This window comes from Azospirillum brasilense (assembly GCF_022023855.1).
Lineage (GTDB): Bacteria > Pseudomonadota > Alphaproteobacteria > Azospirillales > Azospirillaceae > Azospirillum > Azospirillum brasilense_F.
Genome location: NZ_CP059454.1, coordinates 86,992 through 112,957 on the forward strand (window position 1 = coordinate 86,992; position 25,966 = coordinate 112,957).

Consider the following 25,966-nt stretch of genomic DNA (forward strand, 5'->3'; position numbering starts at 1 on the left):
CTCAGCGCCGCCAGTTCACGCCGAGTCGCACCAGGATGCCCAGCGTGACCGCGCGCAGGCGCCAGAAGGGGCTGTTCTGCATACTGCTCAGCTCGTTCCGGACCGTGTGCAGATGCTGTTCACTGCGCTGCAGGCGGCGGCGCAGGACCCAGGGTGACTCGTCGTCCTCGTCGCCGGTGCCGGCGGCCATGCCCGCGGCCTGCGTCGCCCGCAGTTCCTGCCACACCGGCGCCGGCGGGGCGAGGCGCCCGTCCTTCAGCTTCGCCGCGCTGTCCAGCAGATGGGCGGCCATCGCCTCGGCCATGGCGCCGAAGGTGAAGCGGGCGGCCTGCGCCAGACCGCGGCGGACCAGTTCGGCGCGGCGTTCCGGGTCGCGGGCGGCGGCAAGGGCCGCCACCATGCCGGCGGCGTCATCCTCGCCCACGAACAGCGCGGCGTCGCCGGCCACCTCGATCAGCGAGGAGTTGGCGCAGGTGACGACCGGGCAGCCGCAGGCCATCGCCTCGACCACCGGCATGCCGAAGCCTTCGTAGCGCGAGGGGTAGGCGAGGGCCTCCGCTCCGGCGTAGGCCAGCCGCAGTTCCTCGTCGGTCAGCGACAGGCGCAGCGTCCGGGTGTCGGGGGCCAGGGCGCGGAACATCGGCTCCACCTCCTTGCCGCCGCCCACGCACACGACCGTCAGGTCGCGGGTCGCCGGATCGCCCAGCCCGAGCGCACGGAACAGCAGAAGGCCGTTCTTGTAGCCCTGGTAGCCGGATCGCTCGCCCACCATCAGCACATAGGGGCCGGTCAGCCCGTGCGCCTTGCGGAAGCCGTCCACCTCCGCCGCGTCCGCCGCGCGGAAAGCGTCTCCGACGCCGCAATAGGCCACCGCCGTGCTGCCAGCCGGGACCGAGGGAAACAGCCGTTCCAGGTCGCGGGCAGAGTTCCGCGAGATCATGATGTGGGCCGAGGCGTGCAGAATCGCCCGGTGCTTCTCCCGCCAGGTCTCGTCGGCGAGTGGGAAGCCCAGCGCCTCCGGGATCATGTCGTAGCCCATGAAGACCGAGGGCGTGGCGGTCGGCGCCGTGTAGTAGGTGGAGACGAAGAGATCCGCCCCCTCCTCCCGGCAGACCCTCTCCAGATGGAGGCTGTCGGCGCCCGGGGAAGCCTTGTTATGGGCACGGATAGTCCGGGTGTGCACGCCGGGAATCCGCGGCGCGGTGCCGGCGCGGTCGAGCAGGACGACATGTTCGGCGAAGCCGGATGCCGCCCAGGCCTGCAGCACCGCCGTCCAGACCCGCGCGATGCCGGAGCCGAGATGCTGGTAGAACACCCCATCCACCAGGATCTTCGGCCGCGTCGGCGCCAGGGCCTTGCGCCGTTCGGCGACCTCCGCGGGATCGAGGAAGCGCCAGGCCCCGCTCCCCGCCGCCTCATCCGGCACGGCGATGGGCACCACGCCACGGGCGGCGGCTGTGTCGGCCAGCGTCTCGTCGCTCACCCAGGGCAGATAGTCGCGCAGCAGCGCCGACCCCGTCACCTCCTTCTGAAGGCGGCGCCAGTGGGCACGGGCGTCCTTGTAGCCGTAATAGCTTTCCTTGAAGGCGGCCTGCGCCTCGGTCGCGTAGGCGAAATGCTGGAAGACGACGCCGGCCTCCTCCATCTCGTCCTGGGTGAAGGGGTCGATCTGGGCACCGTCCTTGCCGTCGGCGCCGACAAGGGTCGGCGGCTCGTGGGCCGCCCAGGTCATGCCGGGCTCGAAGCGCCAGGTGCGCAGCCATTCCTGTTGCGGGTTCTGGGCGTAGTTGTGGCGCGTGCTGACGATCCGCTCCGGCCCGACGAAATAGTCGCACCAATAGAAGGCGGCGGTGCGCTTCAGGTTGGCCTGGAACATGGCGTGGACGGTGCGGATCTGCTCCGCCGTCCACAACTCGTCGGCGTCCACCTGCCAGAGCAGCCCGGCCTCGCGGATGTGGGGCAGGGGAGCGTTGACCATCTCGCGCTTGCCGTCCCAGAAGGAATCCAGGGGCTTGCGGTGGATGGTGATGCGGTCCGGGTGACGGGCCGCCAGATCGTCCAGATAGGCGGAGGTGCCGTCGTTGCTGCGGCCCCGGTCGTGCACGCTGTCCAGCACCCGTCCGCCGGACGCCAGACTCCAGCCGGTATCGTGGGACAGCGAGGCCACGCCCTCCACGATGTGCCAGTGCCACCGCAAGGGCAGCGAGGCGAAGACCGCCTCGTGGTAGCGGATGAAGGGCTCGCCGTTCAGGACGATGGTGAAGAAATGGATCGGCAGGTCGGACCCGGACTCCAGGGGGCGCCGCCGGAAGGCGACCCAGTCCTCGCCCTCCGCGATCGTCTCCCAGCCGGGCTCGTCGCGCAGGCGGCGGCGCATCAGCCAGCCGCTTCCGGTCTTGGAGGAAGCCCGGATCACGACGGTGGCGGTGTCGTCAGCCCGATCCAGCGCGCGCAGCCCGGTGAAGCCGGCGTCTTCGACCAGCACCAGGCCGAACCCGCCGCGTGCCCGCCGTGCGCCGGTCTCGGGAGGGGCGGCGGGGTGGCGCTTCAGGTCCTCTTCGAGTTCGGCGAGCAGGCCGGCAAGCGGCGGCAGGTCGGCGTCGTTGCGGAAGCGCAGCCACGTTTCGCCGATCTCGTGCGCGTTGGGAAGCGCAAGGGCGGGACCGTCCCCGATTCCGGCCTCCGTCAGGGACGGGCGCAGCGGGTTGCCTTCCAGCCCGCGCCGCAGGGAGTCCCGCCCCGGCCCCGAACCGACCGCCAGAATTCGGGCGACCGGCTCGGTGCTCGCAAGCCGTTCGACAAAATCGGCGAAGTCGGGCGCGGACTGGGACTGGGATAAGGACATGGACAAGGAACTCGGCTGGAAAGACGCGAAGGGTGTCAGGGTGTACCGGGGCGTTCCTTTGCCCGTTCATGGCGACGAAGGCAATAGTGGCGAAGGCAATAGCCGCTCGCCTGAAGCGCGAAGCGGGCCGGCCAGACGGGGTCCGTGGCGATGCCGCCGACGGCCAGCCGGGTGGCCTGCCCAGCGCCGCCCGTGGCCAGGGCGCGGGTGGCGGCCCGGCCCAGTTCGAAGGCATGCCAGTCCCGTGCTTCGCGGCACAGCGCCGGTGAACTGGCCGGATCGTTCATCACCCGGCGGGCGAGCCGCAGGTGTTCGTCGAGCCATGGGACCATGTGCCGCATGCCGCCGACGATGGTCATCGAGCCGGCGTGCTGGCGGTAGAGATAGACCCGCTCCGCCACCGGAACGGTCTTCATGCCGGCGGTCCAGGCGCGGATCAGAAACTCCCGGTCCCCGGCGTAGCGATAGGACGGATCGTAGACGCCGACCCGCTCGTACAGGCTGCGTCGGAAGAAGCGGGCGTTGATCATCGGCACGCCGCGGCACAGGTCGAAGGGGCGCAGCCCCTTCATCGCCGGATCGTCGTAGCCGCAGGTCTCCCGCGGCCCTCCGGCCCCATCGATGCCGGAGCCGCCTTCGACGACCGTGGCGCCGCCACAGGCTGCATCGGCGTCCGGCGCCATGGCCAGGGCGCGGGCAATGGCGGTCAGTGCCCCGGGAAGCAGGAGGTCGTCGCTGTTGAGATGCCCGATGACCGAGCCGCGGGCAACGGCCAGCCCGCGGTTGATGGCGTCATAGACGCCCCGGTCCGGTCCGGTCAGGACGCGCAGGTGCGGATAGCGCGCCAGCACATCCAGCGTCCCGTCGGTAGACCCGCCGTCCACCACGATGTGCTCGACCGCCATCCCGTCCTGGGCCAGAACGCTCTCCACCGCCTCCGCCACGAGACCGGCGCGGTTCAGGCAGGGCGTGATGATCGTGAAGGCGGGCGCCGCGGCATCCTCCCGCTCTGCCGCGGATGGCTTCAGAGCTGTCGCGCCTTGCTCGGAGGATCGGTGTTCAGGCATGCCTATGATCGTCACTTTCTCGTAAGAAGCTCTGGCTTACGGATGTTACAGTCTTGAAACCGCGGGCATAAGGAAACAGACCAGAAGGCTGCGGGCCATCAATAGGCGATGGAGTGCATCAAGCCACTACGGGAATCGTGTGGCGGGAAGCTCCGAAGCATCGGATTTCGCTGTAGCATGTCTGTCCCAAAACCTCTACACAGGGAACCGGTTTCCTTTCCGATAGTGCAAGTTCCGGCTGCCATGACGATTTCCTTGCAGAACACGCGCATTCATCCCGTCATCCTTTCCGGCGGCGCCGGGGTCCGGCTTTGGCCGATGTCTCGGGAACAGTATCCCAAGCAGTTCCTGCCGCTCTGCTCGGAACGCTCGATGCTCCAGGATACCGCGCAGCGGGTGTCCGATGCAGCGCTGTTCGCCGCTCCCCTGATCGTCTGCAACCAGGAACACCGCTTCGTCATCGCCGAACAGATGCGGCATGCCGGATGCGGCAAAGCGCGGATCGTTCTGGAGCCGGTGGGGCGCAACACCGCCGCCGCCGCCGCCGTGGCGGCGCTGCTCATCGCGGAGGATGACCCCGACGGACAGCTCCTGCTGCTGCCGGCCGACCACGCGATCAAGGACGAGGGCGCGTTCCTCCAGGCCGTGGCCACGGCGTCCGCCGCCGCCGCCGCCGGCCATCTGACCACCTTCGGTATCGTGCCGACCGCTCCGGAAACCGGCTATGGCTACATCCGCCGCGGCGATGCGGTGGGTGGCCATGACGGCGCCTTCCGGGTCGCCGCCTTTGTCGAGAAGCCTCCACGCGAGCAGGCTGAGCGCTATCTGGCGGAAAAGAGCTTCTTCTGGAACAGCGGCATGTTCCTGCTGCCCGTGCGCCAATATCTGGCCGAGCTGGAGCGCTGGGAACCCGCGGTCCTGGACGCCTGCCGGAAGGCGCTCGCCCAGGGCCGGTCCGACCTTGATTTCTTCCGCCTCGACGAGGAGGCTTTCGCCGCTTCTCCCAACATCTCCATCGACTACGCAGTGATGGAGCGCACGGAGGCCGCCGCCGTGGTGCCGTGCAGCATCGGCTGGACCGACGTCGGCGCCTGGTCGGCGCTGTGGGACATCGGTGAGAAGGACCAGGGCGGCAACGTCTGCCACGGCGACGCCATCGCCTGGGACAGCCTCAACTGCTACGCCCGCAGTGAGGACGGCGCCCTCATCGCCTTGCTCGGCATGGAGGACACGGTGGTGGTCGCCACCGAGGACGCCATCCTGGTCGCCGCGAAAGACCGGGCGCAGGACATCAAGCCGCTGGTGGAGCATCTGAAGAAGCAGGGCCGCAGCGAGCCGCTCCTGCATCGCCGGGTGCACCGCCCCTGGGGCTTCTACCAGTCGCTGCACGCCGGCGACCGCTTCCAGGTGAAGCGGCTGACGGTGGCGCCCGGCGCCCGCCTGTCGCTCCAGAAGCACTATCATCGCGCCGAGCATTGGGTCGTGGTCAATGGGACCGCGCTCGTGACCCGCGGGGACGAGCAGATCCTGCTGCGCGAGAACGAGTCCGTCTACATTCCGCTGGGCACCCCGCATCGGCTGGAAAACCCGGGCAAGGTGCCGCTCAACCTGATCGAGGTGCAGTCCGGCTCCTATCTGGGCGAGGACGACATCGTCCGCTTCGACGACCATTACGGCCGCTCGTAACCGCACCGTTCGGCTGGGGTGCTCCGCCCACGGTGGCGGGCACCCCGGGACGGGAGCGGCCAGACTCCCGATGGAATTCTGCCCGGATGCGACCGACACCGATCAGCCTGCCCGATGACTCGGTCATTCTCACGCTCGCGTCGCCCGGTTTCGATGCCGGTTACCCCCGTGTCGTCAACAGCGAGCTGATTCCCCAATCCATCCTGCAAGCCATGGAATGGGCATGGAACACCCCGCGCTTCCCGGAGCGCGCAGTGCGTGTCGCGCGCCTCAAGGACGTGTGGGTTGCCAGGGAGGGGCTGGTCTTCGACCAGAAGGGCGATCTCTACCGCGAAACCATCACCCAGCATTCCGAGGCGGAGATCGACCAGGCCCACGCGGCCGTTCTGGCGGCGATCGGGCAGGGCGGACGGGCTGCCGAACCGGACACGGCTGGCCCCATCCTTCTGTGCAAGAAGCGTGGAATCGGCAATTACGGCCATTGGATGATGGAGATGCTGCCCAAGGCTCATCTCGTCCACACCCATCTGCCGGATCTCGGTGTCCGCTTCCTCGTTGGGCTTGCGCCGGGCCACCTCAACGACAGCATGGCCTTTTCGCTGTCCATGCTGGGCATCGACCTTGCCCGGACCCTGGTCGCCGACGACACGCCCCTGCGCTTCGCCGATCTTCTGCTGGTGGACGGGCTGAGCGAGCACGGCGGCTTCATGTCGCCGTTGGTCCTCGACGCCGCGGAAGCCGTGGCCCGAAGCGTGACTCCGGGCGGTGCAGACCGGCTGTTCGTCTCCCGCCGGACGACGGGGATCCGCCGGATCGTCGATGAGGATGACCTGATCGGCCTCGCCCTGTCGCATGGCTACCGTCTGGTTGAGCCGGATGCGCTTTCGCTGCCGGAGCAGGTGGCTTTGTTCAAGGGAGCGTCGCGGATCGTCGGAGTGATGGGGGCGGCGATGACCAACATCGTCTTCGCACCGCCCGGCGCGCGCGTCGTCAATCTGACGCCGGCGGGTATGCCTGACACATTCTTCTGGTTCATCGCGACCCTGCGCGGTCTCGACTACACCGAGATCCGCTGCGCGCAGAGCGGCCCGGTCCGGGGGGTCATGCCCTGGGACACCGACCTGATCCTGTCCCTGCAAGACCGGGAGCGTGCCTTCGCCGGCTGACCGCCTGGCCGGGTGCGGCAAGAGAGGCATGAGACAATGACCACGGGTGGAGCGTTCGGCTACTTCATCGAGCGGATCGAGGTCGGGACCGAGTTGCGGATCGAAGGCTGGGCCTTTCACAGCCGGCATGGCGCCTGCGGTTTCGACGTGGTGATCGACCGTGGGAAACGGCCTCCCGCCGTCCACGTCCAGGCGGGGATCGACCGCCACGACGTCGGCCTTGCCCTCAGCGATCCCCTGGCGGACCATTCCGGATTCGTGGTGATCGCGGCTTTGCCGCTCGACACGTCCGCCGTCGTTTTGCGACTGACCGCCGGGGACGAGGAGTGCCTCGTCCCGCTGATGCTGCGCGAAGGACTGTCGTTGCGCAGTTGGCAGGTCGCCTGCGAGCGCGGTCCGGCGGCGGTGGACTACCGTTTCCTGACCGAGCGGGGGTTGCGCTACGCCACAGCCATGCCGTCGTCCCTGAGAGGGGCGCGCGAGGCGCTCGGCCTGCTCGGTCCGGCTTCGGGGGAAAAGGCCCCGCCCGTTCCTCCGCTCGCCGCACCCGTGTCCATCATCGTGCCGGTTTATGGCGGCAAGCGGTTCCTGACCCCGCTGGTGCATGCGCTGATCGAGACGGTGGAGCTCAGGCACAGGATCGTCTTCATCGACGACGGCAATCCCGACCGCAGCATAACCGCCTTCCTGATTGCTCTCGCCACGTCGCTGGACAACGTGACGGTCGTGTCCAAGCCGTCAAACGAGGGGTATCTGAAGGCCGTCATCACCGGATTGGAGGTTGCGACGCGCTTGAATCCCGATGGCCATGTCGTTCTTCTCAACACCGACGTGGAGGTGCCGCCCGGCTGGCTGGAGCGGTTGGTCGGGCCGGTCGAGAGGATACCGTCCATTGCCAGCACCACCCCCTTCACCAACGCCGGGACCATCTGCGGCTTCCCCGCGATGCCCGAGGACAACGAGCCTTTTCTCGGCGCCACGGTGGAGCGCATCGACGCGGCGTTCGCAGCCTTGTCGGACCTGCCTCCGGTGGAGGTGCCGACCGGTGTCGGCTTCTGCATGGCGCTGAACCGGCGGGCGCTGCGGGAGATCGGCTTCTTCGATCTGGACGCCTTCGGACGCGGCTATGGCGAGGAGGTGGACTGGTGCCGGCGGGCCTTGCGGCGCGGTTTCGTCAACGTCGCGGTGCCCAATCTCTATGTCCACCACCGGCACGGCGGCAGCTTTTCCAGCGACGAGAAGAAGGCCCAGATTCAGGCGTCCGGCGACATCATCCGGCAGCGGTATCCCGAATTCGACGCGGAGGTCCAGGACTTCATCCGCGCCGACCCGCTGCGCCCCGTACGCGCGGCGGCGGCCGTCCGGATTTTGCAGGAAGACGCCCGGCCGCGGACGGTGCTGCTGTTCGACCACGCCGGGCACGGCGGGGCCGCCACCTTCCGGGCTAAGGAGATCGCGCGACTTCATGCGCAGGGGCAGGCGGTTCTGCTCGTCCGCCCCACCCGGCAGCCGGTGCTGGGGATGCCGGACGAAGCGGTGGACATCGAGTTGCTGCACAAGGAAGCCACCTTCCGTTTTCCGGCGAACGGCCTCGCCGATCTCGGCACTCTGGTCTCCGCCCTGCCGCTGTCCGAGATTGTGGTCAGTTCACTGGTCGATCATCCGAATGCCGTTGCGTTGATGGGGTTCATCCGGACGCTTCGGAGCGGGCAGCGGGTGCCGTTGCGCGTTTTGCATCATGATTACTTGCCGGTCTGCCCATCCCTGAACCTGATCGACGCCGAAGACCGCTTCTGCGGGGTGCCGTCGCCGGAACGCTGCCGGGAATGCGCCCCGGCCAACCGGCATTTCCGCCGGCGGGAGGGGGACAACGGCCCGGCCGCTGGGAGCTTCGACATCAAGGCGTACCGCCGGACCTGGCAGGATTTCTTCGACCTTGCCGACCGCCACGTTTTCTTTTCCAGAAGCGCGCTCGCCGTGGTGCGGCGGGCCTTCACACTGCGCGACGAGCGTGTCCGGATCATCCCGCATCTGGCCGATCATGTCATCGTCTCGCCGCTGCCGACACCGGCGGCGACACCGCTGGCCCGCGTGGCGGTCATCGGGGGGATCAACGTGGCCAAGGGCTCCAAGATCCTGGACGCGATGGTGCGGCTGGCGGACACCCACCAACTCCCCTTGCGGTTCGAGCTGTTCGGGAACATCGACCGGCCCATCGACTCCCCGCGCTTCCACGACAACGGCTGTTACGAGCCGGACGATCTGGCGCGGCGTCTCGCCATGCGTGGCTGCCACGCAGTCTTCCTGCCGTCGGTCTGGCCGGAAACCTACTGCTATGTCCTGGACGAGGTGGCCGGGCTGGGCCTGCCGGTCGGCGTCTTCGACATCGGTGCCCCGGCGGAGCGGCTGCGCCACTGGTCCAACGGCTTCATCGTCTCGTCGCCGACGCCGGAGGCGGCGCTGTCGGCCCTGCTGACGGTAACCGCTGGCGTGGTGAGGGCGTCTGTGGATCAGCCTCCCTCATCGTCGCCGTCATACCCACGGGGCTGATAGCCAAGCGCCGCCGCCGGATGCAGACGGGGGCTGTACCACCGGCTCCGCCGCGGCACCGGGGCCGGCAGGCCGGCCAGCACGGCTTTGCTGGGAAGGGGCGGCTGGACATGGGTGCGCTCCGTCAGATGCCAAACGCTGAAGGGCGTGTAGAGCGTCCTCTTGTCTTCCGCATGGGCGTGCAGCGCGATGGCGCTCGCGATCTGAGCAGCCGGCGTGTCGGGCGGGAGCCGGCGCAGAAGATCGCGCAGGAAGCCGGCGCGGGCCAGCCAGTGGCTTGGCGACACGCCGTCCACGAACCGCTGGCAGAACAGCATGCCGTGATAGCCGGCGTCGCCGGCCGGGCGACCGTAGTCGGCGGTGGCCAGGAACCCTCCCAGGCCGAAGAAACCACCGGCCCAGGCGACCCGCTCGTCGGGATCGAGAATCCGGCCCCCGATGGCGACCGCCTCGCCAACCCCGTTCAACAACCCCGCGAGTTCGAGCAAGGCATCCGGGGTTCCGGGACGGCAGTCTGTCCGCAGAAAAGCCACGGCGTCGCCATCCGCGCAGGCTTCGGCGAGCAGGATGGCGCAGGAGTCCCTGTGCAGGGAGATGCGCGTCGGCCACCGCTGCACCCCGGCTCTCTCCAGGCCCGCCGCCAGGCCCGCCGCGTCTGCCGGCGAGGACACCTGTATCCGGACTGACGCGATCGGGCAGTTCCGTTGCGCCAAAACCGCGGTGATCATGTCCACCGCGTCGTCGTCGTCCCTGTCGGCCGCGATCATGTCGACCGCGATCACCAGCGCCACGCCGCACCCGGCCCCGTCCCTGGGCGCCAGCCGCCAAACCCCCGGCTTTGGGAACAGGCTGTTGATGGCGACGGTCAGCGTCCGGTCCTGGCCGGTCAGGGCCAGATGCCGTTCCAGCACATGCCGCTGGCTGTGCAGCGCGTCCGGTTTCAGGCTGGTTTCGGCGGACGCGGTGGAGCCGGGATTGATCCGCCAAGCGTACAGGAGATGCGGCACATGCACGATGCCGTATCCGGCCCGTTCGACGCGGGTGAAGGTGTCCCAGTCGTGGCTCCAGGTCGCCTTTGGGTCCGTGTAGGCGCCGATCTGCACGGCCACGTCGCGGCGCAGGGCACAGAGATGGCAGGTGAAGCAGATGTTGGTGTGCAGAATCCGGTCGAAGTCCGGCTTGTGGAAGGGGGAGAAAAGCCGCGACTGCGGATCGCTCTTGAACTCGTCGGAATAGAGGACCGCCGGCAAGCCGTGGGCATGTATGTGCTCCGCCATCACCTGGAGCGCGTCGAGCGTCAGGAAATCGTCGGCATCGACCGGCAGGACATAGTCGCCGCGGGTGGCCTGGAAAGCCAGCCCATAGCCGGCCATGATGCCCTTGTTCTCCGGGCTGACGATCACCGTCACGTTGTCATGGACGGCCACGCCGCGCAGCCAGTCGAGCAGTTCGGGACGGTGGTCGCCGTCGCTCACGATCACCCATTCGAAGTTCCGGTAGAACTGGTTGAGGATCGTCTTCTCGATCTCGCGCAGGAACCGGAGCGGCTGTTTGTAGATGCTCATGAAGAAGGAGAAACGGATCGTCTCGGCCACCCGCGGCCGGGTCCGCGCCGCCGCGATGCGGGCCAGGATCTGGGCCTCCACGTCCCGGACGGGGCGGGCAGCGGGGGCGCGTTCGATCTCGTAGAAGGGATTGGTCGTGGAGAAGTTGGGGTTGAGGTACGGGTCGGCTTCGATCCCCCAGCGCTTCACGAATTCCTGGAGTTCCCAGTTGAAGGTGCCTTCCTTCGACAGGGATTCGAAATGGTAGAGTTCGATGGCGGGGTCGATGACGATCCGCAGCCCCTTCACGCGCACCTTGTTGCAGAAATCGACATCGTTGTAGTTCAGGCTGAGGCCGGTGTCGAAGCCCCCGACCTCCTGGTAGAGCGCGCGCGACACCAGAAGGCAGGCGGCGGTCGTGGCGGCCGCGTTGTGCGTCAGTTGCGCGATTCCCTGCGGCCCGGAGGTCAGACGATGCTCGCCGATGACGGCGTGGGTCGGCACGCCGTTGGGAAGCAGGACGCCGACATGCTGGATCGTGCCGTTGGCGAACAGCAGGCGCGGGCCGACGACACCGACGCCCGGCTGGGTGGCCAGCCCCACCATGTCGCGCAGGAAGTGCTTCGAGATGGCCTGGATGTCGTCGTTGAGCAGAAGCACATAGTCGCCGCGCGCCTGCTCCACCCCCAGGTTCACCCGCTCCGAGAAGTTGAAGGACGGGCGGTTGGCGTTGATTTCGCGCAGGTTCGGAAAGGCGCGTAGAAAGCCCAGCGCTGTGGCGTCCAACTCGCCGTTGTGCACGACGACGATCTCGAAGCGCTCATAGCATTCGCTGCCGAAAAGGCTGAGGATGCAGTTTCGCAGGATGTCGACCGACGCCCCTGAGACGGTGCCCTTGCGGCCCGCGGTGGGGATGACGATGCTGACGAGCGGGGCGGGCGAGGGCGGCGCGTAGACGACGCGCCAGTTGCCCGCCGACCAGTGCGGATGCACCTCGAAGGGGGTGGCCGCCTGCTGGGCCAGGGCCTCCTCGATGGCCGTCTTCTGCCGTTCGACCGCGTAGCTCTTGGCCGACAGGACCTCGGCGCTCGATCCCGGAATGGCCACCCAGTGGTACAGGATCTTCGGAACATGCACGAAGCGGTCGGTGATCCCGGCGACGCGGAGCGCCAGATCGTAATCCTGGGTCCCGTCGTACGCGCTGCGGAATCCTCCGGCCTCGTGGACGATGGACGCGCGGTAGCAGGTCAGGTGCCCGATGTACATGGTGCTGCGCAGCAGCTCGGGCGACCAGCCCGGCTTGTGGGTCGCATCGTAGAAACGACCGTCGACGCTCATCTTGTCCTCGTCGGAATAGACGGCGTCGGGGTCGTGGGCGACGATGGCGGCGGCGATTTCATAAAGCGCGTCCGCCGTCAGCAGGTCGTCATGGTCGAGCAGGGCCAGCCATTCGCCGCCGGCCATGGCGAGCGCGGCGTTCGACGCGGCGGCGATGCCGCCGTTGGACGGCCGGTGAGCCACGCGGATGCGGGGATCCCGCGCCGCGAACTCCCGCAACAGCTCCTGGATGTGCGGGCTGGGGGAGGCGTCGTCGACGATGCACAGCTCCCAGAAGGGATAGAGCTGTTCCAGGACGGACCCGACGGCAGCGCGCAGCCACCGCTCCGGCGTCTGGTAGACCGGCATCAGGATGGAGATCGTCGGCCAGCCGTCCCGTTCCGCGATCCGTCTCAGGATGCCGGCGGGAGAGAAGGTCCTCGGCGCGGGTTCTCCCGTGTCGGGTCCGCCCTTGCGGTTCTCCGCGAGCCCATAGCTGAGAAAATGATGATAGCCCGAGGGGGTGTCGCCGCCGGCGATCGCCTCCGACACGTCCGGGTTGTTCACGAGATAGCGGTGTTCGCAATAACCAGGCAGGCGCGGCGTGGTTCCGGCCAGATCCTCGCGCAGCCCGTAATGGCGCCAATGCTCGGCCCCGGATGGGAGCTCGTCCCTGGAAACCGCGCCGGCCACATCGGGGCGATGCGCTTGGTAGAGGCTTTCGGCAAAGCTGCCGAAGGTCGGCTCCACGGCGGCGCCCGCGGCTTTCTCAGCCGCCCAGTTCCGGCCGGTCGCGGTGCTTTTGCCATGGGCGTCGGCGCCCTGGACAAGGTTTGCGAATTCCGGTGTCCCCAGGAGTTGTTGGGGAGGAAGCGTGGGCAGCGCGCTCCATGATCCCGTGCCGCGGCCTTCGGCGGCCCCATGGAGCAGATAATGCTGGTATCCGCTTACAAAATGGCGCTCCTGCACCAGGGGGTGGATATCGTCGTTGCGGTCCAGATAGGTCTGTTCGTCGAAACCCGGAACGGCGTCGAAGCCGAAGAGGCTTCCGGCGATGTGATAATGATCGGCGACGGTCCTGGCCTGGACGCCAGCCATGTTCCGGATGGCGCTGCCATACCGTTCGATGTACCAGGACTCGTTCATGGGAACGTGGGGGAAGCGTCCCTGCGCAAGACCGACGGACAGATAGTGCAGGTAAGGCGACGCGGCCTTCTCGTTGCACCAACTGGTCACGTCCGGATAGGCCCGCTCGTACCAGAGCGCGTCGAAGACCTTCCCGTTGGCGAGCAGGGCTACATGCCCGATCACGTCGACCGGCCAATGCTCCGGAGAAAGTCCTGTTTCGGCCAGACGGGGTGGAGTGCGGCCATGTCCATCAAGGCGGTGTCCCCCGAGGGAGACGCTGCCGATCAGCGTAGTATCGCCGAGAACGTGAATGACCGGCGCGTTCTGACTGGACACGCGTTCCGTGGGGATGAGGATGGAAAAGGCATGGAACCCGGCGCCCATCCCGCCTTCCAGGAGGTCGCGGCGAAAATAGCGTGCGGATGAGAGTGCTATAGGCTGTCCTTCGGAAACAACCGTGATTTTGACTTTTTTCTCCAAATCGCCATCATTTATAGACCATCCCTGCGCAATGTAGCCAAAATATTCATCAAATATCACAGAGTCAAGAGACCCTGATGCTATGCCTGTCTTTTTCACTTCGTTTCTCTTTTGGTTTTTGTTGGTAGGAAGTCAATTTCACGGAAATTCTCGATCCCCATAGGATGTGCTTTAAGGTAAAGATCGATAGTAAAAATATTGCCTTTATTCATTAACATCCCTCTTCCTCTCCGTCCATCGCAAATAGGCTGCTGTCATTTCTCATGGTGCCCTCCGAAGGGCGGATGCCAAGCGCGGCGTGGTGGCACAAACATGTGGAATGGCGTGCCCTCATCCAGCGTTCACTTGCGAGAGAGGTCCTGTAAGAAAAATTCATCATCCAAAACATTGATCCCTGTTCTGGAGGAGGCACGGTGAAGGATGTCCCGCGTTACATTTCTGAAATGGTCCAGCATGGTTTTGGCTCTCTCCAGGCGGCATGGTTTCGTTGTCCCGAAATGAACCATTGCCTGTACCTGACATTGCCTTCCTGCATTGCGCCGGCTGGAAAAACGCGTGTTTTTTTTAAGCCTTCCCCAATCTTGGCAGAGGTTTGTTAGTAACCTGTTAACTGGAAGTTCTTGTATATCGATGTGCGCTTGCCAAGCGTCGATAGGGCGGAGTACATGTGCGCTTCCGTGCTCCCATCTCTCTACAGTGCCGGGCGGGCTATCAGTCGCGGCGTGTCAAGTCCAAGTAATGCACTAATTCGGAGTTGTGTGTGATGGCTGAATCGACTTTTGGCCTTGATTCGGTAGAGGCGATCAATTGGACGAACCGCCCCAGCAATAGGCAAGCGGGTGAAGTGAAAAAGAGTGCAGGTTTTCCTTTGAGCATCGTCGAAAGTCATGAATACTGTTCATTTGATTTGCAGAATTTTTCACAGGGTCCGCAGTTCCGTGGCTGTGTTGAGCGCATCGATCAAAGCTGCATTGGTGGTTGGTGCATAGATACGCATGGGCTTTCTAATCAAATTTACCTTAAAGTGTTGTTCCATGGTATTGTGATCGGCGAAACGGCTGCTCTGCAATCTCGACCGGATGTCCAGGCTGTTGTTGGGCAACCCTGTATGCCAGGGTTCAATTTTCCTCTGCAAAACTGCCGCATCACGGTCCAGGAACTGGAGATCGTCCGGCCCTTTGCCGAGGTGAATCTGGAGGCGCCCGCGGTGCTGGACATCATGATCGCCGAAGATGGCGTCCTGCTGCCGCGGATTGGTCAGGGCAGTTATGGTCTGACGAACGGAGCGGTCCTCAAGATCCTCCATCATCTTGTTGTCAAGGATGGGGACGCTGCGGTCGAGAGAGGCGCAGGGAACGATCCGAACCCGCAATGCTCGGCGTTGCTCGATGACATCGTTCTGGGTATCGCGTCCCCCAACGGAAGCGTGCTGCGGGGTGCTCTGGAGCGGGTTGACGAGGAAGGGGTCGTCGGCTGGTGTTTCGACCCGTTTGCTCTGACGAAGCAGGTTGCCCTGAAACTGGTCTTCCTGGGAATCGAACTTCGACAGTTCCTGGCCAACATGCCCAGGGGCGATGTCGAGAACGCTGTTGGCCATTCCTGCGCTCCCGGCTTCGCCGCGCAATGGTCGAGCGTCAGCCTGACCCCGGAGATTGCCCGCATCCTCTTCGCCCGCGTGATGCAGGACCCCCAGTCGCCCGCTGCCGTCGCCGTTCTGACGGTGGAGGAAGGCATCCGTGTCGAGCAGATCGTGGAATGCTCCATCCGCATGACGAACATCGAGCTTTTCTCGATGCTGATGGCGTCATCCTTGGCGACGGGAGGCGACACCACGTTCCTGGATGAATTCCTGGACGTCTTTATGCGCAACGAGGCTCTGTTCCATGAGGATTGGGCCATCTTCCGCCGTCTTTTCAGCGCCGGTTCCCTGGTCTGGAAGGCGTCGGATGCCGCCGACGGTGAAGTCGGGGGGAGCAACGCGATCATCGATTACATCAAGGGGCGGTGTGTCCTGCATGGACCGCTGTTCGATGATCGCCATTACGTCTATCTGAACTCCGATGCGGCGGCTTCCTGCTTTCCGCCGCTTCTGCATTACATCCTCTATGGCCGGAAGCGGCAGCTTCAACCCCACCTTCTTTTCGTTCCAAAGTCGCTTGATCAGCAACCGGTCCCCCGTGCCGACTTGGCTTATCTCGACTTCTTGGAACGGCGGACAGCGGAGGACTGGTATCCGCTGATTGACATCGTCGCGTTGCGCGCGGAAGCCCGATACAATTCTATCAAGAATGCCGATATTCTTGTTTCCCTTCACAAGGGAGAAATCTCTCCGATTTCGCTTTTCGATGTCGATTTTTACAAAAAATCCTGTGAGTTGAATGGAATTTCTTTGGATCAGGCGCCCGTCTATCATTACATGATGGAGGGGTGGAAGCTCGGCATTGATCCTCATCCGCTTTTCGACGCCAAATATTACCTTGTCGATCAGCGATCGGTCGACAAAATCTATAGTCAAACTGACCCCTTGACGATGTTTGTTCAGTCGAATGACCAGAGCCGGTTTTCGCCGTCTCCTTTCATCGACCTGATGCATCTGCGGCATTTGATGTGCATGGGAGGGTATGTTTACACCGGTGACGCCCGGCTCATCATCGATGCCCTGAAGAAGGATTGGATTTCGACCCACCCGCATTTGCAGGAGGCGATGATCGGCTTCCTGATGCAGGCCGACGAAGTCGCTGTGCTGAAAAAGCCACTGACGACCATGAACGACCTGCACACTCTGGTGGGAGCCATCCGTCTCGGCGAACTTCCGGATCATAAGGCCGGACCGGATGTCCCGAGCATCTCTGCTGCGGTGCAGCCGGCCATGGCGGAAGGCGAGACACTCCTCAGCATCATCATCCTCAACTACAACAAGCCGATCTACACGCTGCTGAGCGCCTATTCCGCCTGGGTCGCCGTTGCCGGCAGCAATTCGGAGGTGCTTGTGGTTGACAACGGCAGCTCGCCGTTCTTCGTTGAGCTGCTGTATCGGTATCTGGCACGCCTGCCCGGCGTCCGCGTGATCTCGAACCGGAAAAATCTGTTCTTTGGCGAAGGCAACAACGTTGCGCTCGACGTCGCCACCGGAAACTACATCCTGTTTCTAAACAACGACGCGGTGGTCCGTCGAGAGACCCTGGAGCGTCTTGTCGGCGCTATGGAACAGGACAAGGACATCGGTCTTCTGGCCCCGGTCTTGCTACTTCCCGACCGCCGGGTGCAGGAATCCGGCGGCATCATCTCGGGCTGCGGTCAGGTCATCCAGGAATCCAAGTTTGTCTCCTTCGAAGACTTTCACCGGATCTTCTCGAAGCGCGACCAGGTCCGCGTCTGCGATTACGCTTCGGCGGCCTGCTGCCTGCTGCGCAAGGAGGTCGCCCGCAAGGTGCTGGGCTTCGACATGCTGTTCGAGCCCTTCTACTTCGAGGACACCGATTTTTGCGTCCGCGTCCGTGCCCAGGGGTACCGGGTTGCGGTCCATCGCGGGGCGTTCGCCTTCCACTTCGAGAACGCGTCGACATCCGAGTTCCTCGGCCGCTCCATGCTCGAGGTGATCGACCGCCAGAAGACCAAGTTCCGCAAGCGCTGGTTCGGCGTGTTCGAGGAAGGGGGCTTGGCGCTGCCCGCGGAAGCGACGACTCGTTATGCCGCCGCCAGTCGCTACGAAGTCCTTACGCCGCTGGATGTCCGGCCCGGCTATTCGGGGAAACCAGTGGCGTGGGTCTATTCCCCCTATGAAATCCGCGTCGGTGGCGGCGAGCGTTACATCCTCAGCCTGACGCAGGTGCTGTCCAACATCTTCGAGGTCTGGTTCCTGACGCCCAACAACGTCAGCCGGGCTCGTCTGGCCATGACCATGGACGATCTGGCCATCCGGCCGGGCCGCTTCCACACCGCCACGCTGGAAGACACCGCCAACTGGCCGCGGCCGGAGCTGTACGTCTCGATGGGCAACGAGATCGAACCTCCGACTCCCGGATTTGGCAGGCGCAACATCTTCCATTGCCAGTATCCGTTCCCGCTCCACCACACCGGTCCGTTCTCGATCAAGCGCATTCACGGCTATGACGCTGTTGTGGTGAACTCGCGCTACACGGCGGGGGCGGTCGAAAAGCTCCTGAAGGTCTACAACGTCGCGCCCCGGCCCGTTTACGTGCTCAGCCCGCCGGTTCCCGTTCCCAGCGAGGAGCAGCAGGCCCGAATCCTCTCCGAGAAGCCTTGGGACGCGGAGAAGGCTTTGGCCGTCAACATCGGCCGCTTCATGGCCGGTGGTCACAACAAGCGCCAGGACATTGTCCTGCACCTTGCCGAACGTGCCCAGAACGAGAAGCTGCCTGTAAATTTCGAACTGTATGGCGGCTTGAACAGCAGCTCCGATGACCAAGCCTTCTTCGCCGGCCTTGTCGAGCAGGCGACACGGATCAAGGCGCAGTTGCGCATGAACGCGGCGCGGTCGGAAATCGAAACCGCGCTCACCAACGCGCTGCTCTACGTGCATCCCTGCGGAATGGGATGCTACCCGGGTTTCAAGCCGGAACAGGTCGAGCATTTCGGCATCACGGTGGTTGAAGCCATGGGCTACGGCGCCTTCCCGCTGGTTTACAAATGGGGTGGGCCGGCGGAAATCGTGTCCGAGACAGGTGTCGGCGCCACCTTCGAAACGATGGAAGACGCTTATGGCAAGCTGAAGGAACAGCTCGCGCGTCCCGCCGAAGAACGCCGTTCCCGGATGGTGCAGGCCATGAAGCAGAGCCAGCGGTACAGCGAGGCGAACTTCCAAGCCACGATGCTGAAGATCGTGGAGGCGGTCGCCCTGGCGCGGTAATCGGTTCCCGTTCCAAGCGGGCAGACACGAAAACGGCATGACGGTGCGCAACGGCACCGTCATGCCGTTTTTCATTTCCGGTTTTTCCGGTGCGGGTGATGGCGTCCGGGTGCGGATGTCTCCATGTCCGGTGTGGCAGCAAACAAATAGGATTCACATCCTAGGATATTTTGCTGAATAAATTCCTTTCACCGGGCGGTCAGGATTTGCCGCATCCCCTCCAACGCCAACCGGAAAGGGCCAGTTTTCTGATGACCACTCAAATTCCCAGTGATGCCGATGGTGTGCCGATTCCCGCGTTGCGGCTGAAGCCCAGCGGCAGTCATGCCCTGGCGGTGACCGCGACGAGCGGCCGCCTCGGTCCCTTCGATCCGGACACCCGTGTGGTGGCTCTGTTCGCCACCGGCCCTGTGTTCCTGAGATCGGGGAACGGCACAGTGCAGGCGTCCGCGGGCGATCATTACTTTCCCGATGGCATTTGGTGCACGCTGTCGTTGGGCGGCGGCAAGACGGACCGGCACACCCATTTCGCGGCGATCACCGCGGCGGCCAACTGCACTCTGTACCTTTCGGAGATGGAATGATGCTGGCCCGTTTTTCCCTGGGACTGATGACCATGATGCGGGCGCCGTGTCGCCCGGACAGCACGCTCATGACGAGCGAAAGCGCCCTTCTTCTCACGACCGAATCGGGTCTCTGTCTGATCCAGGAGTAGAGCCGCCATGTCTCAGACCGTTAGGATCTCCCAACTGCCCGGCGCAACGGCGCTTTCCGGCGAGGAGATCATGCCCGTGGTTCAATCCGGCCAGACCCGCCAAGCCAGTGTTGCCCAGTTGCGGGCGGGGTTGGCCCGTGCGGTGAACCCGACTTTCTCGGGATTGGCCTGCTTCGGCTCGCGCTCGGTGGCCATGGCCGGGGAGACGTTGCTGCTGTCGCCGGCCGCGGCGACCGCAACGGGCGCCTCCGTCAAACTGGCCGTGGCGTCCAGCGGCCATGGCGACGGCAGCCCGAACATGGCTTATCTCGGCGTCGACGGCCCGGCGCTTGGCGGCGTGGCCTTCTTGGACACCGGCTATTTCGGAGTCGCCGCGCGGACGCCGCTGGAACTCCGGGTGAGTGGCGTGGCGATCGCCAAGTTTCTGCCGGCCCAGGTCACGGTCGCCGGAAACATCCTTCCGATGGCCGATGGCACTCACCACCTGGGCGCTCCGGCCGCGCGTTGGGATGACGTTTACGCAATCAACGCGGCGATCCAGACCTCCGACGCGCGCAGCAAAAGCGACGTGGCGGACTGCACCCTGGGAATCGACTTCATCAAGGCGTTGCGGCCGGTTCAGTACCGTCTCGCCGACATCGACGATCCCGGCGAAGTCGCCCGCCGGACCGTCGAGCGGGTGAAGACCGTTCGTCGCGTCAGGGTCGGCGAGGAGATCCGCAAGGTCGAGGGCCAGTACCGGGTGTTTCCGGTGGAAGAGACGGTCGAGGAGGCTGTCCTCCGTTATGAGCCACTGTTCGATTCCGAAGGCCGTCCTCTTCTTGATGATGAAGGGAGGCAGCGCCTGCACCCGGTGCCGGAAACCGAGACGCTGGAGGTCGAGGAGGTCATGCGCCCGGCCTGCGTCAAGCAACACCGGCGTCCGCACTATGGCCTGATCGCCCAGGAGGTCAAAGCCGTGCTGGACCGGTTGGGGATGGACATGGCCGGTTACGTCTATGAGCCGGATGCCGACCGCCACGGGCTGCGCTACGGCGAGTTCATCGCCCCGCTGATCCGGGCCCTCCAGGAACTGGCAGGACGGGTTGAAACGCTGGAGAACTCAACCGCCGGCGGCTGACGACGCCCGCTGCGTCTCTGCGACGGGTGATGGGACGGGCGCACCCCATCACCGCCGCGGCGAACCGGGCATCGCGCTGTTGAAAACAAGCGGCCAGACTTTATCCCGATAGCGCTATGAACGCTCGTGGACAGGAGTATTCCCGTTGGTGTATTCTCCCGAACACGCTTCTCGCAAAGGGCTGAGAGTAAGATTTTCTGAAGCCTCAGCTGAAGGCAAATGCCGTTGGGCTGTGGCGCCAGGATGGGAAGCGATGGAACAAGGCATCAACAGGATTCTCTGAATGACGAGTCCCCACCTGTTCAGTCGCGATGAGCTTATGGAGATGGGGCTCCGTTCGATTGGCCGCAATGTGCGAATCGATCGAAGTGTTCGGCTTTTCGGTGCAGAGAGAATGTCTTTCGGGGATCATGTCCGCATTGATCCTTTCTGCATTCTCAGCGCGGGGCCGGATGGAATCCGGGTGGGCCGCAATGTGCACATCGCCGCCTATTGCTCATTGGTTGGACAGGCAAAGATCGAGCTTGAGGATTTCGCGGGCCTGTCGGCGCGGGTATCGATTTTCTCATCCACCGATGATTATTCGGGTGGCGCGCTGACCAACCCGACGGTGCCAGCAGCCTTCCTGAACGTGCGCAGTGCGCCGGTCTTTCTGGGACGGCATGTCATCATCGGCGCTGGAAGCGTCATTCTGCCGGGCGTCACCATCGGCTTGGGCGCCAGCGTCGGCGCCTTGTCGCTGATCCGGAAGAATGTGGACGAATATGCCATCATGGCCGGCAACCCCGCCAAGCAGATCAGTACCCGTGCGGACAGCCTTCTGCAAAGGGAAGCCGAGTACCTTGCATGGGAAAAAGCCCAGGACGATCATCGATAGCGACGAAACTTGTTCACCGCATCCTGTTGATGATCCGGCATGTTGAAAATCCGACAATGTCATTTTCAGGCGGCAGTGTAACCGGGGGGTGTCCGGTCCTATAATTGATCCGCCCAAACAAATCCTTCCCCTGCGATCTTGAATGCAATCCCGCATCCTGCCCAGCGGCGGGCCGCAAGAAGAGAAGCTCTCCATGATCCCTGTTTTTCGTCCCAAACTGCCGACCGCGTCGAAGCTTCTTCCGTATCTCGAGCGCATCGACGAGGCGCGCTGGTATGCGAATTTCGGCCCGCTGTACAAGGAATTCCAGGCCCGCATCGCCGCCCATTTCGGCCTGGGTGCCGATCAGGTCGTCCTGGTGTCGAACGCCACCATCGGCATCACGCTCGCCTTGCAGGCGATCGGGTTGCAGAGGCCGGACCGTCAAGCCATTTGCCCATCCTGGACCTTCGCCGCGACTCCTCACGCCATCGCGGCGGCCGGGCTGTCTCCGGTCTTCGCCGACGTCGATGCCGAGACCTGGACGCTCAACCTGGATCTTCTTGACGAGCAGGATGTGCGCAGCGCCTCGGGCATCGTGATGGTGTCGCCGTTCGGAAGCTTGGTGGACACCGACAAGTGGGAGCGTTTTTCGGAGCGCAAGGGCATTCCGGTGGTGTGCGACGCCGCCGCCAGCTTCGATGCGATCGGGCGGGACAGCTTCCGCGTCGGAACCATTCCCATCGTCATCAGCCTGCACGCGACCAAATCGCTGGCGGCGGCGGAAGGCGCCATTATTCTCTGCACCGACCCTGACGTCGTGGAGCGGATTCGCCAGATGTCGAATTTCGGCTTTTCCACCACCTCGGTTGCGCAGGTGCTGGGAACCAACGCCAAGATGAGCGAATACAACTGCGCGGTTGGGCTTGCGTCGCTCGATGCGTGGCAGGAGACTCGCTCGCGGTTGGCCCAGATCCGGAATTATTATTGGGAAAAACTTCGTGACGTCTCCGGAGTCACGCCGTTTGGGGGCGGGCAGGATTATGTGGCCAATTACATGGTCATTGAAACCGTGGGAGACGGCTATCAGCTTTCCAACCACTTGGCCCAGCGTGGAATCGAAACCCGGCGGTGGTGGCGCAGCGGGTGCCACCAGCATCCTGCCTTCGCCTCCTACAACGTGAAGCCGCTTCCTGAAACCCGTCGTCTTGGCATCCATACCCTCGGCCTTCCGTTCTTTACGGAACTGACGGAGGCGGATATCGATCATGTGGTCGGCTCCGTTGCCGAGTACCATTCTAAGGAGCCGGCACTCGCTGCTCATTGACGGCTTGGTGTTCGTGCTATGAGGATGGGCTGCCTTCTGGGAAACCGGGACGTGGCCCATCTTTGTAATCTTTTGCTTTACCCACTCATGCCCGTTTTTTCAACGCAGCGTGAGGTCCGTAAGGCATATCAAGGCTATGATACAGGGAAAATCCAGTAGATTTTCTTGAGTATCTGCGCATCGATTCTGGATTTTCCTGAATTCGAAATGATCGAGTTTAAAGTACCGGATCACAGGGGGTTAAAATGAGTGCTATTGAAGAAATGAATCGCTTTCTTCTGGAGGGGAATTCTATAGCAGCTCTCCACATTGCACTTTCATCTAATGAATTTGACGAGACAATCTGCAATTCATATTTTTCGATCATATCCCGTCGTTTGCAGGAAAACGATACTGAAGGGGCAAGTAAGCTTGCCGATAAGATTCACCGTATTAGCATGGGAAATGGTCGTTGGCTTGAGAGTATAGCGGATATTTTTATTCAATTTGACAATTATGATCATGCATTGAAATATATGCAGCATGCTCTGACCATTAACTTCCAGGTATACCAATGGCATATTAAAGCGGCATTTTGCTATGAGCACATTGGAGCAAATGATATTGCAGTATATCATTTGCAAATGGCTCTTCATTTCTCAAATTTCGAAAAAAGCGTTTTCACCAAGCTTCTGTCCATGTTGCGACGTAGTGGAAGAAATCTGGAAGCGGACGGCTATAGTCTTCTTGCGACCGCTCGATTGAGCAAATCTGACTTGATGGATGTTTCCATTAATTTCGACTTTACGGAATTGCCCAAGCATGTTGGCCAAAATATAGTCAAGGCACGTCTAGAGCTTCCTGTTGAAAACAGCGGATACCGTACTGAAGACAATGCCGACATGTGGGGGAAGGTCATTGTTTCCATCGTCCGCACAACTGACGAAGACGCGCAGACACGAGCGAAAATGGTTCTTCGTGTTCTATCCTGGATTAAACATACTGAACACGCGCTTGAATTGGCCGTTGGGCAACTATTCCGCACATTCGACTTGGACACGTTCCTCGTTTTTCAAAGTATGTCGGCTGCAAGCAAAGACTGGAGTATTCTCGACAGAGTGTGCCGGACCCTGATTGCGTCTGGAGCAGATTGCAATGTTCTTGCAACGGTGCATGCTGAGCTTTGTCAGTGGGAGTTCCAGCCGCAGGTTTGGGGCTTGGTTCATCCAGTAATGCTTACTGTACGAGAAGTGCTTTCAAAACAGATTGAGGACCACGCTGCCTTTTCTGAACCAAATCTTGTTTTCGAATCTGTAGACCCTTCTAAGATTCTATTGATTCAGTCGACGCTCCGGGGCTTTGCGGAGCATTCGGTGCTGCGTCTTATTATTGATCATGCAATAGCAATTCTTCGTGTTAACAAGAGTTCTGAAGTCATGATCCTCTCAACAGATGAGGTCGTTCCACAGAATTTCGACGGAAGCAATCATTTCAAGTGCTATCATGATCAAATAGTTTCGGAGTGTGTGAAAAATGGAGATGGTAACATTTGCGATCGCCTGAAGATAGTTTACTGCGCCAAGCCAAGTCAGACGATCAATTATGTTGATCATGTTTTTAGCTGCATTGATGAGTTTTCTCCGCATTGCATAATTAATTATCACGGCGTAGCCGACGATTCGTTTATCTTTTCTGGGGGCATATATAAAAAATATCCCTTTATATATCACCAGACTAATATTTTGCAAAGGCCTCGATATGATGCAGATTTGTTCCTCTCGAACGGACGTATTGTTGATCAAGGGGATATTCATCTGGAAAACCGTGAGCGTTGGGTTAATGGAAGGATTGGCTTTACTCCCTTCAAGAAGCTGAAGTCCTACCAGAGGTCAGAACTCCCGTTTGCCGACCATTCGATTGTCATGGTTACGGTTGGCAACCGGCTGCCGCACGAGGTTAGCGATAACTTCTGCCATATCGCCATGCGGGCCCTGGATCGGTATGAGGAACTGGCTTGGACACTCGTCGGGCCGAACTCTGATTCAGTCGGCATGATCGATGAATGTGCGAAAGCCTATTCCAAGAATGTCCGGAAGCGAATCTATAGTATTCCGTTCGAGAAAGACCTCAGGGCACTGTACGAGCATTGCTCAATTTACCTCAATCCTTTCCGCGCCGGTGGCGGTACAAGCATCGCCCTGGCCATTTCTGAGGGAATGCCGATCGTTTGCATGCAAGGATGTGATATCGAAATGGCTTTGCCTCCGGAAGAGGTGAGGCGGGATTTGGAAGATTACGAAAAGGCTCTATCCAAATTTATCGAAGACCAAGCTTTGCGCGAGCGTGTTGGCTCCTATTGCAGGGATTGGTTCTCGGAAAAAATATCGATTGAAAGCGGCGCCCGGCACCTTCTCAACAATGCACTCTTGGCTTGCAAGCTGTTTTCAGAAAGAAAAAAAATTCCGATATTTCAAGACTAACTGAGAATTTAGCCCCCGCCGAGAAAAATTCGTCGGCGGGGACGTTGTTACAGATTAAACTTGTTTTCAACAATATCGAAAGTGTAATCGTTCACAAAGCAGGTTCCGTTGAATGGGCGAGAGAATTCTTCTTCTACTGAGGATACCCAGTCGCGTTCGCCTTTATGGCCCCAAGATATAACTTTCTTTAACATTTCATCTTTATTTCTGACCCACGAAAAGTGATGTATCATTATCTGATCTTCGTGAGTTACACTTCGCACTTGCCGTCCTTTTACATATTGATGAACCTGCTGGCGGTCTCCAGATTGATCCGCAGGGTCAATTTTCACAAATTCCCGTCGAATGAGGACGGCTGAGGTCTCCAAGGTTTTTGCCCGAATTGTCGGATCACGGAAATACCAATAATTGCTTAGAGCAATGGTATCATAGTTTTTCCACTCGCCTTTCTCTAAGTACAAAGAAAATATATCTGTGTCCACGATTTCATCGCAGTCAAGAAAAAGAACCCAATCGATTTCTGAGCGTAATTTTGAAGCGCCTAGCGCGCGCGAATAAATGCCTGGGCGTGGTTGATATTGATTTTGTGCATTATATACAATGAATTCAGCATCAGGATTTTCGTTGGCAATTCGTTTTACTAGATCAAGGTCCTCAGGCTCTCCATCAAAAAAATGGTCACTTACCGGAACGACGATTTGTTTGGCAATTCTTGAAACGCTGTTGATGCACGCATTGATGAAGCGCTTTTCATTTGTGCAGAAATTGATGACGACGCCAAGATTCATCGTTGATGCCTTTCACTTGAGGGATCGCGATAATTCCGGGATTTGACC

Annotated in this window: 13 protein-coding genes; 9 read left to right on the forward strand and 4 right to left on the reverse strand. The window is 62.0% G+C overall.

Annotated elements, in window-relative coordinates; all coding sequences use genetic code 11:
- Position 1: 1 nt before the first annotated feature.
- A complete protein-coding gene (locus H1Q64_RS33030; protein WP_237908302.1) occupies positions 2–2,845 on the reverse strand; it encodes a glycosyltransferase family 4 protein in 2,844 nt (947 codons plus the stop codon).
- 35 nt (positions 2,846–2,880) lie between these two features.
- On the reverse strand, positions 2,881–3,912 hold the full coding sequence (locus H1Q64_RS33035; RefSeq protein WP_237908303.1) for a glycosyltransferase family 2 protein: 1,032 nt from the start codon (positions 3,910–3,912) through the stop codon (positions 2,881–2,883).
- 318 nt (positions 3,913–4,230) lie between these two features.
- On the opposite strand from H1Q64_RS33035, the gene H1Q64_RS33040 reads away from it, so the two are divergent.
- The 3 genes from H1Q64_RS33040 (at position 4,231) to H1Q64_RS33050 (ending at position 9,314) form a co-directional block, all read left to right on the forward strand.
- The gene (locus tag H1Q64_RS33040; protein ID WP_419468880.1) at positions 4,231–5,598 is read left to right on the forward strand and encodes a mannose-1-phosphate guanylyltransferase/mannose-6-phosphate isomerase; all 1,368 of its coding nucleotides are present in this window, start codon (positions 4,231–4,233) and stop codon (positions 5,596–5,598) included.
- An 86-nt stretch (positions 5,599–5,684) separates the two neighbouring features.
- Positions 5,685–6,764, forward strand: a complete 1,080-nt coding sequence (locus H1Q64_RS33045) for a glycosyltransferase family 61 protein (RefSeq protein WP_237908194.1) — start codon at positions 5,685–5,687, stop codon at positions 6,762–6,764.
- A 36-nt stretch (positions 6,765–6,800) separates the two neighbouring features.
- Positions 6,801–9,314 (forward strand): glycosyltransferase, encoded by a 2,514-nt coding sequence (locus H1Q64_RS33050; RefSeq protein WP_237908195.1) that lies wholly within the window; start codon positions 6,801–6,803, stop codon positions 9,312–9,314.
- Here the strand turns inward: H1Q64_RS33050 and H1Q64_RS33055 are convergent.
- Positions 9,275–13,639, reverse strand: coding sequence for a glycosyltransferase family 2 protein (locus H1Q64_RS33055; RefSeq protein WP_237908196.1), 4,365 nt, complete (start codon positions 13,637–13,639; stop codon positions 9,275–9,277). The two genes, H1Q64_RS33050 and H1Q64_RS33055, sit on opposite strands and share 40 nt — an antisense overlap.
- A gap of 907 nt (positions 13,640–14,546) precedes the next feature.
- Here H1Q64_RS33055 and H1Q64_RS33060 point away from each other — a divergent pair.
- The 6 genes from H1Q64_RS33060 to H1Q64_RS33085 all read left to right on the forward strand — a co-directional run bounded on the left by H1Q64_RS33060 (position 14,547) and on the right by H1Q64_RS33085 (position 25,130).
- Complete coding sequence (locus H1Q64_RS33060; protein WP_237908197.1) at positions 14,547–18,653, forward strand: glycosyltransferase; 4,107 nt, start codon at positions 14,547–14,549, stop codon at positions 18,651–18,653.
- 251 nt (positions 18,654–18,904) lie between these two features.
- A complete protein-coding gene (locus H1Q64_RS33065) occupies positions 18,905–19,237 on the forward strand; it encodes a hypothetical protein (protein ID WP_237908198.1) in 333 nt (110 codons plus the stop codon).
- Positions 19,238–19,444: 207 nt separating this feature from the next.
- A complete protein-coding gene (locus H1Q64_RS33070) occupies positions 19,445–20,488 on the forward strand; it encodes a tail fiber domain-containing protein (protein ID WP_237908199.1) in 1,044 nt (347 codons plus the stop codon).
- Positions 20,489–20,771: 283 nt separating this feature from the next.
- Entirely contained in the window at positions 20,772–21,365 is a 594-nt protein-coding gene (locus H1Q64_RS33075; RefSeq protein WP_237908200.1) for an acyltransferase, read from the forward strand.
- Between the two features lie 142 nt (positions 21,366–21,507).
- Positions 21,508–22,671 (forward strand): DegT/DnrJ/EryC1/StrS family aminotransferase, encoded by a 1,164-nt coding sequence (locus H1Q64_RS33080; protein ID WP_237908201.1) that lies wholly within the window; start codon positions 21,508–21,510, stop codon positions 22,669–22,671.
- A gap of 245 nt (positions 22,672–22,916) precedes the next feature.
- Positions 22,917–25,130: a tetratricopeptide repeat-containing glycosyltransferase family protein gene (locus H1Q64_RS33085; protein ID WP_237908202.1), complete on the forward strand. Its 2,214-nt coding sequence runs from the start codon at positions 22,917–22,919 to the stop codon at positions 25,128–25,130.
- 47 nt (positions 25,131–25,177) lie between these two features.
- Here H1Q64_RS33085 and H1Q64_RS33090 read toward each other — a convergent pair whose 3' ends face one another.
- Positions 25,178–25,918 carry a hypothetical protein gene (locus H1Q64_RS33090; protein ID WP_237908203.1) on the reverse strand — a complete coding sequence of 247 codons (741 nt, stop codon included), beginning with the start codon at positions 25,916–25,918 and terminating at the stop codon, positions 25,178–25,180.
- Between the last annotated feature and the right edge of the window lie 48 nt (positions 25,919–25,966).

Coding starts and splice junctions, on each gene's coding strand:
- H1Q64_RS33030 (WP_237908302.1), bottom strand. CDS start 2,845: ATGTCCTTATCCCAGTCCCAGTCCGCGCCCGACTTCGCCGATTTTGTC.
- H1Q64_RS33035 (WP_237908303.1), bottom strand. CDS start 3,912: ATGCCTGAACACCGATCCTCCGAGCAAGGCGCGACAGCTCTGAAGCCA.
- H1Q64_RS33040 (WP_419468880.1), top strand. CDS start 4,231: ATGTCTCGGGAACAGTATCCCAAGCAGTTCCTGCCGCTCTGCTCGGAA.
- H1Q64_RS33045 (WP_237908194.1), top strand. CDS start 5,685: ATGCGACCGACACCGATCAGCCTGCCCGATGACTCGGTCATTCTCACG.
- H1Q64_RS33050 (WP_237908195.1), top strand. CDS start 6,801: ATGACCACGGGTGGAGCGTTCGGCTACTTCATCGAGCGGATCGAGGTC.
- H1Q64_RS33060 (WP_237908197.1), top strand. CDS start 14,547: ATGGCTGAATCGACTTTTGGCCTTGATTCGGTAGAGGCGATCAATTGG.
- H1Q64_RS33065 (WP_237908198.1), top strand. CDS start 18,905: ATGACCACTCAAATTCCCAGTGATGCCGATGGTGTGCCGATTCCCGCG.
- H1Q64_RS33075 (WP_237908200.1), top strand. CDS start 20,772: ATGACGAGTCCCCACCTGTTCAGTCGCGATGAGCTTATGGAGATGGGG.
- H1Q64_RS33080 (WP_237908201.1), top strand. CDS start 21,508: ATGCAATCCCGCATCCTGCCCAGCGGCGGGCCGCAAGAAGAGAAGCTC.
- H1Q64_RS33085 (WP_237908202.1), top strand. CDS start 22,917: ATGAGTGCTATTGAAGAAATGAATCGCTTTCTTCTGGAGGGGAATTCT.
- H1Q64_RS33090 (WP_237908203.1), bottom strand. CDS start 25,918: ATGAATCTTGGCGTCGTCATCAATTTCTGCACAAATGAAAAGCGCTTC.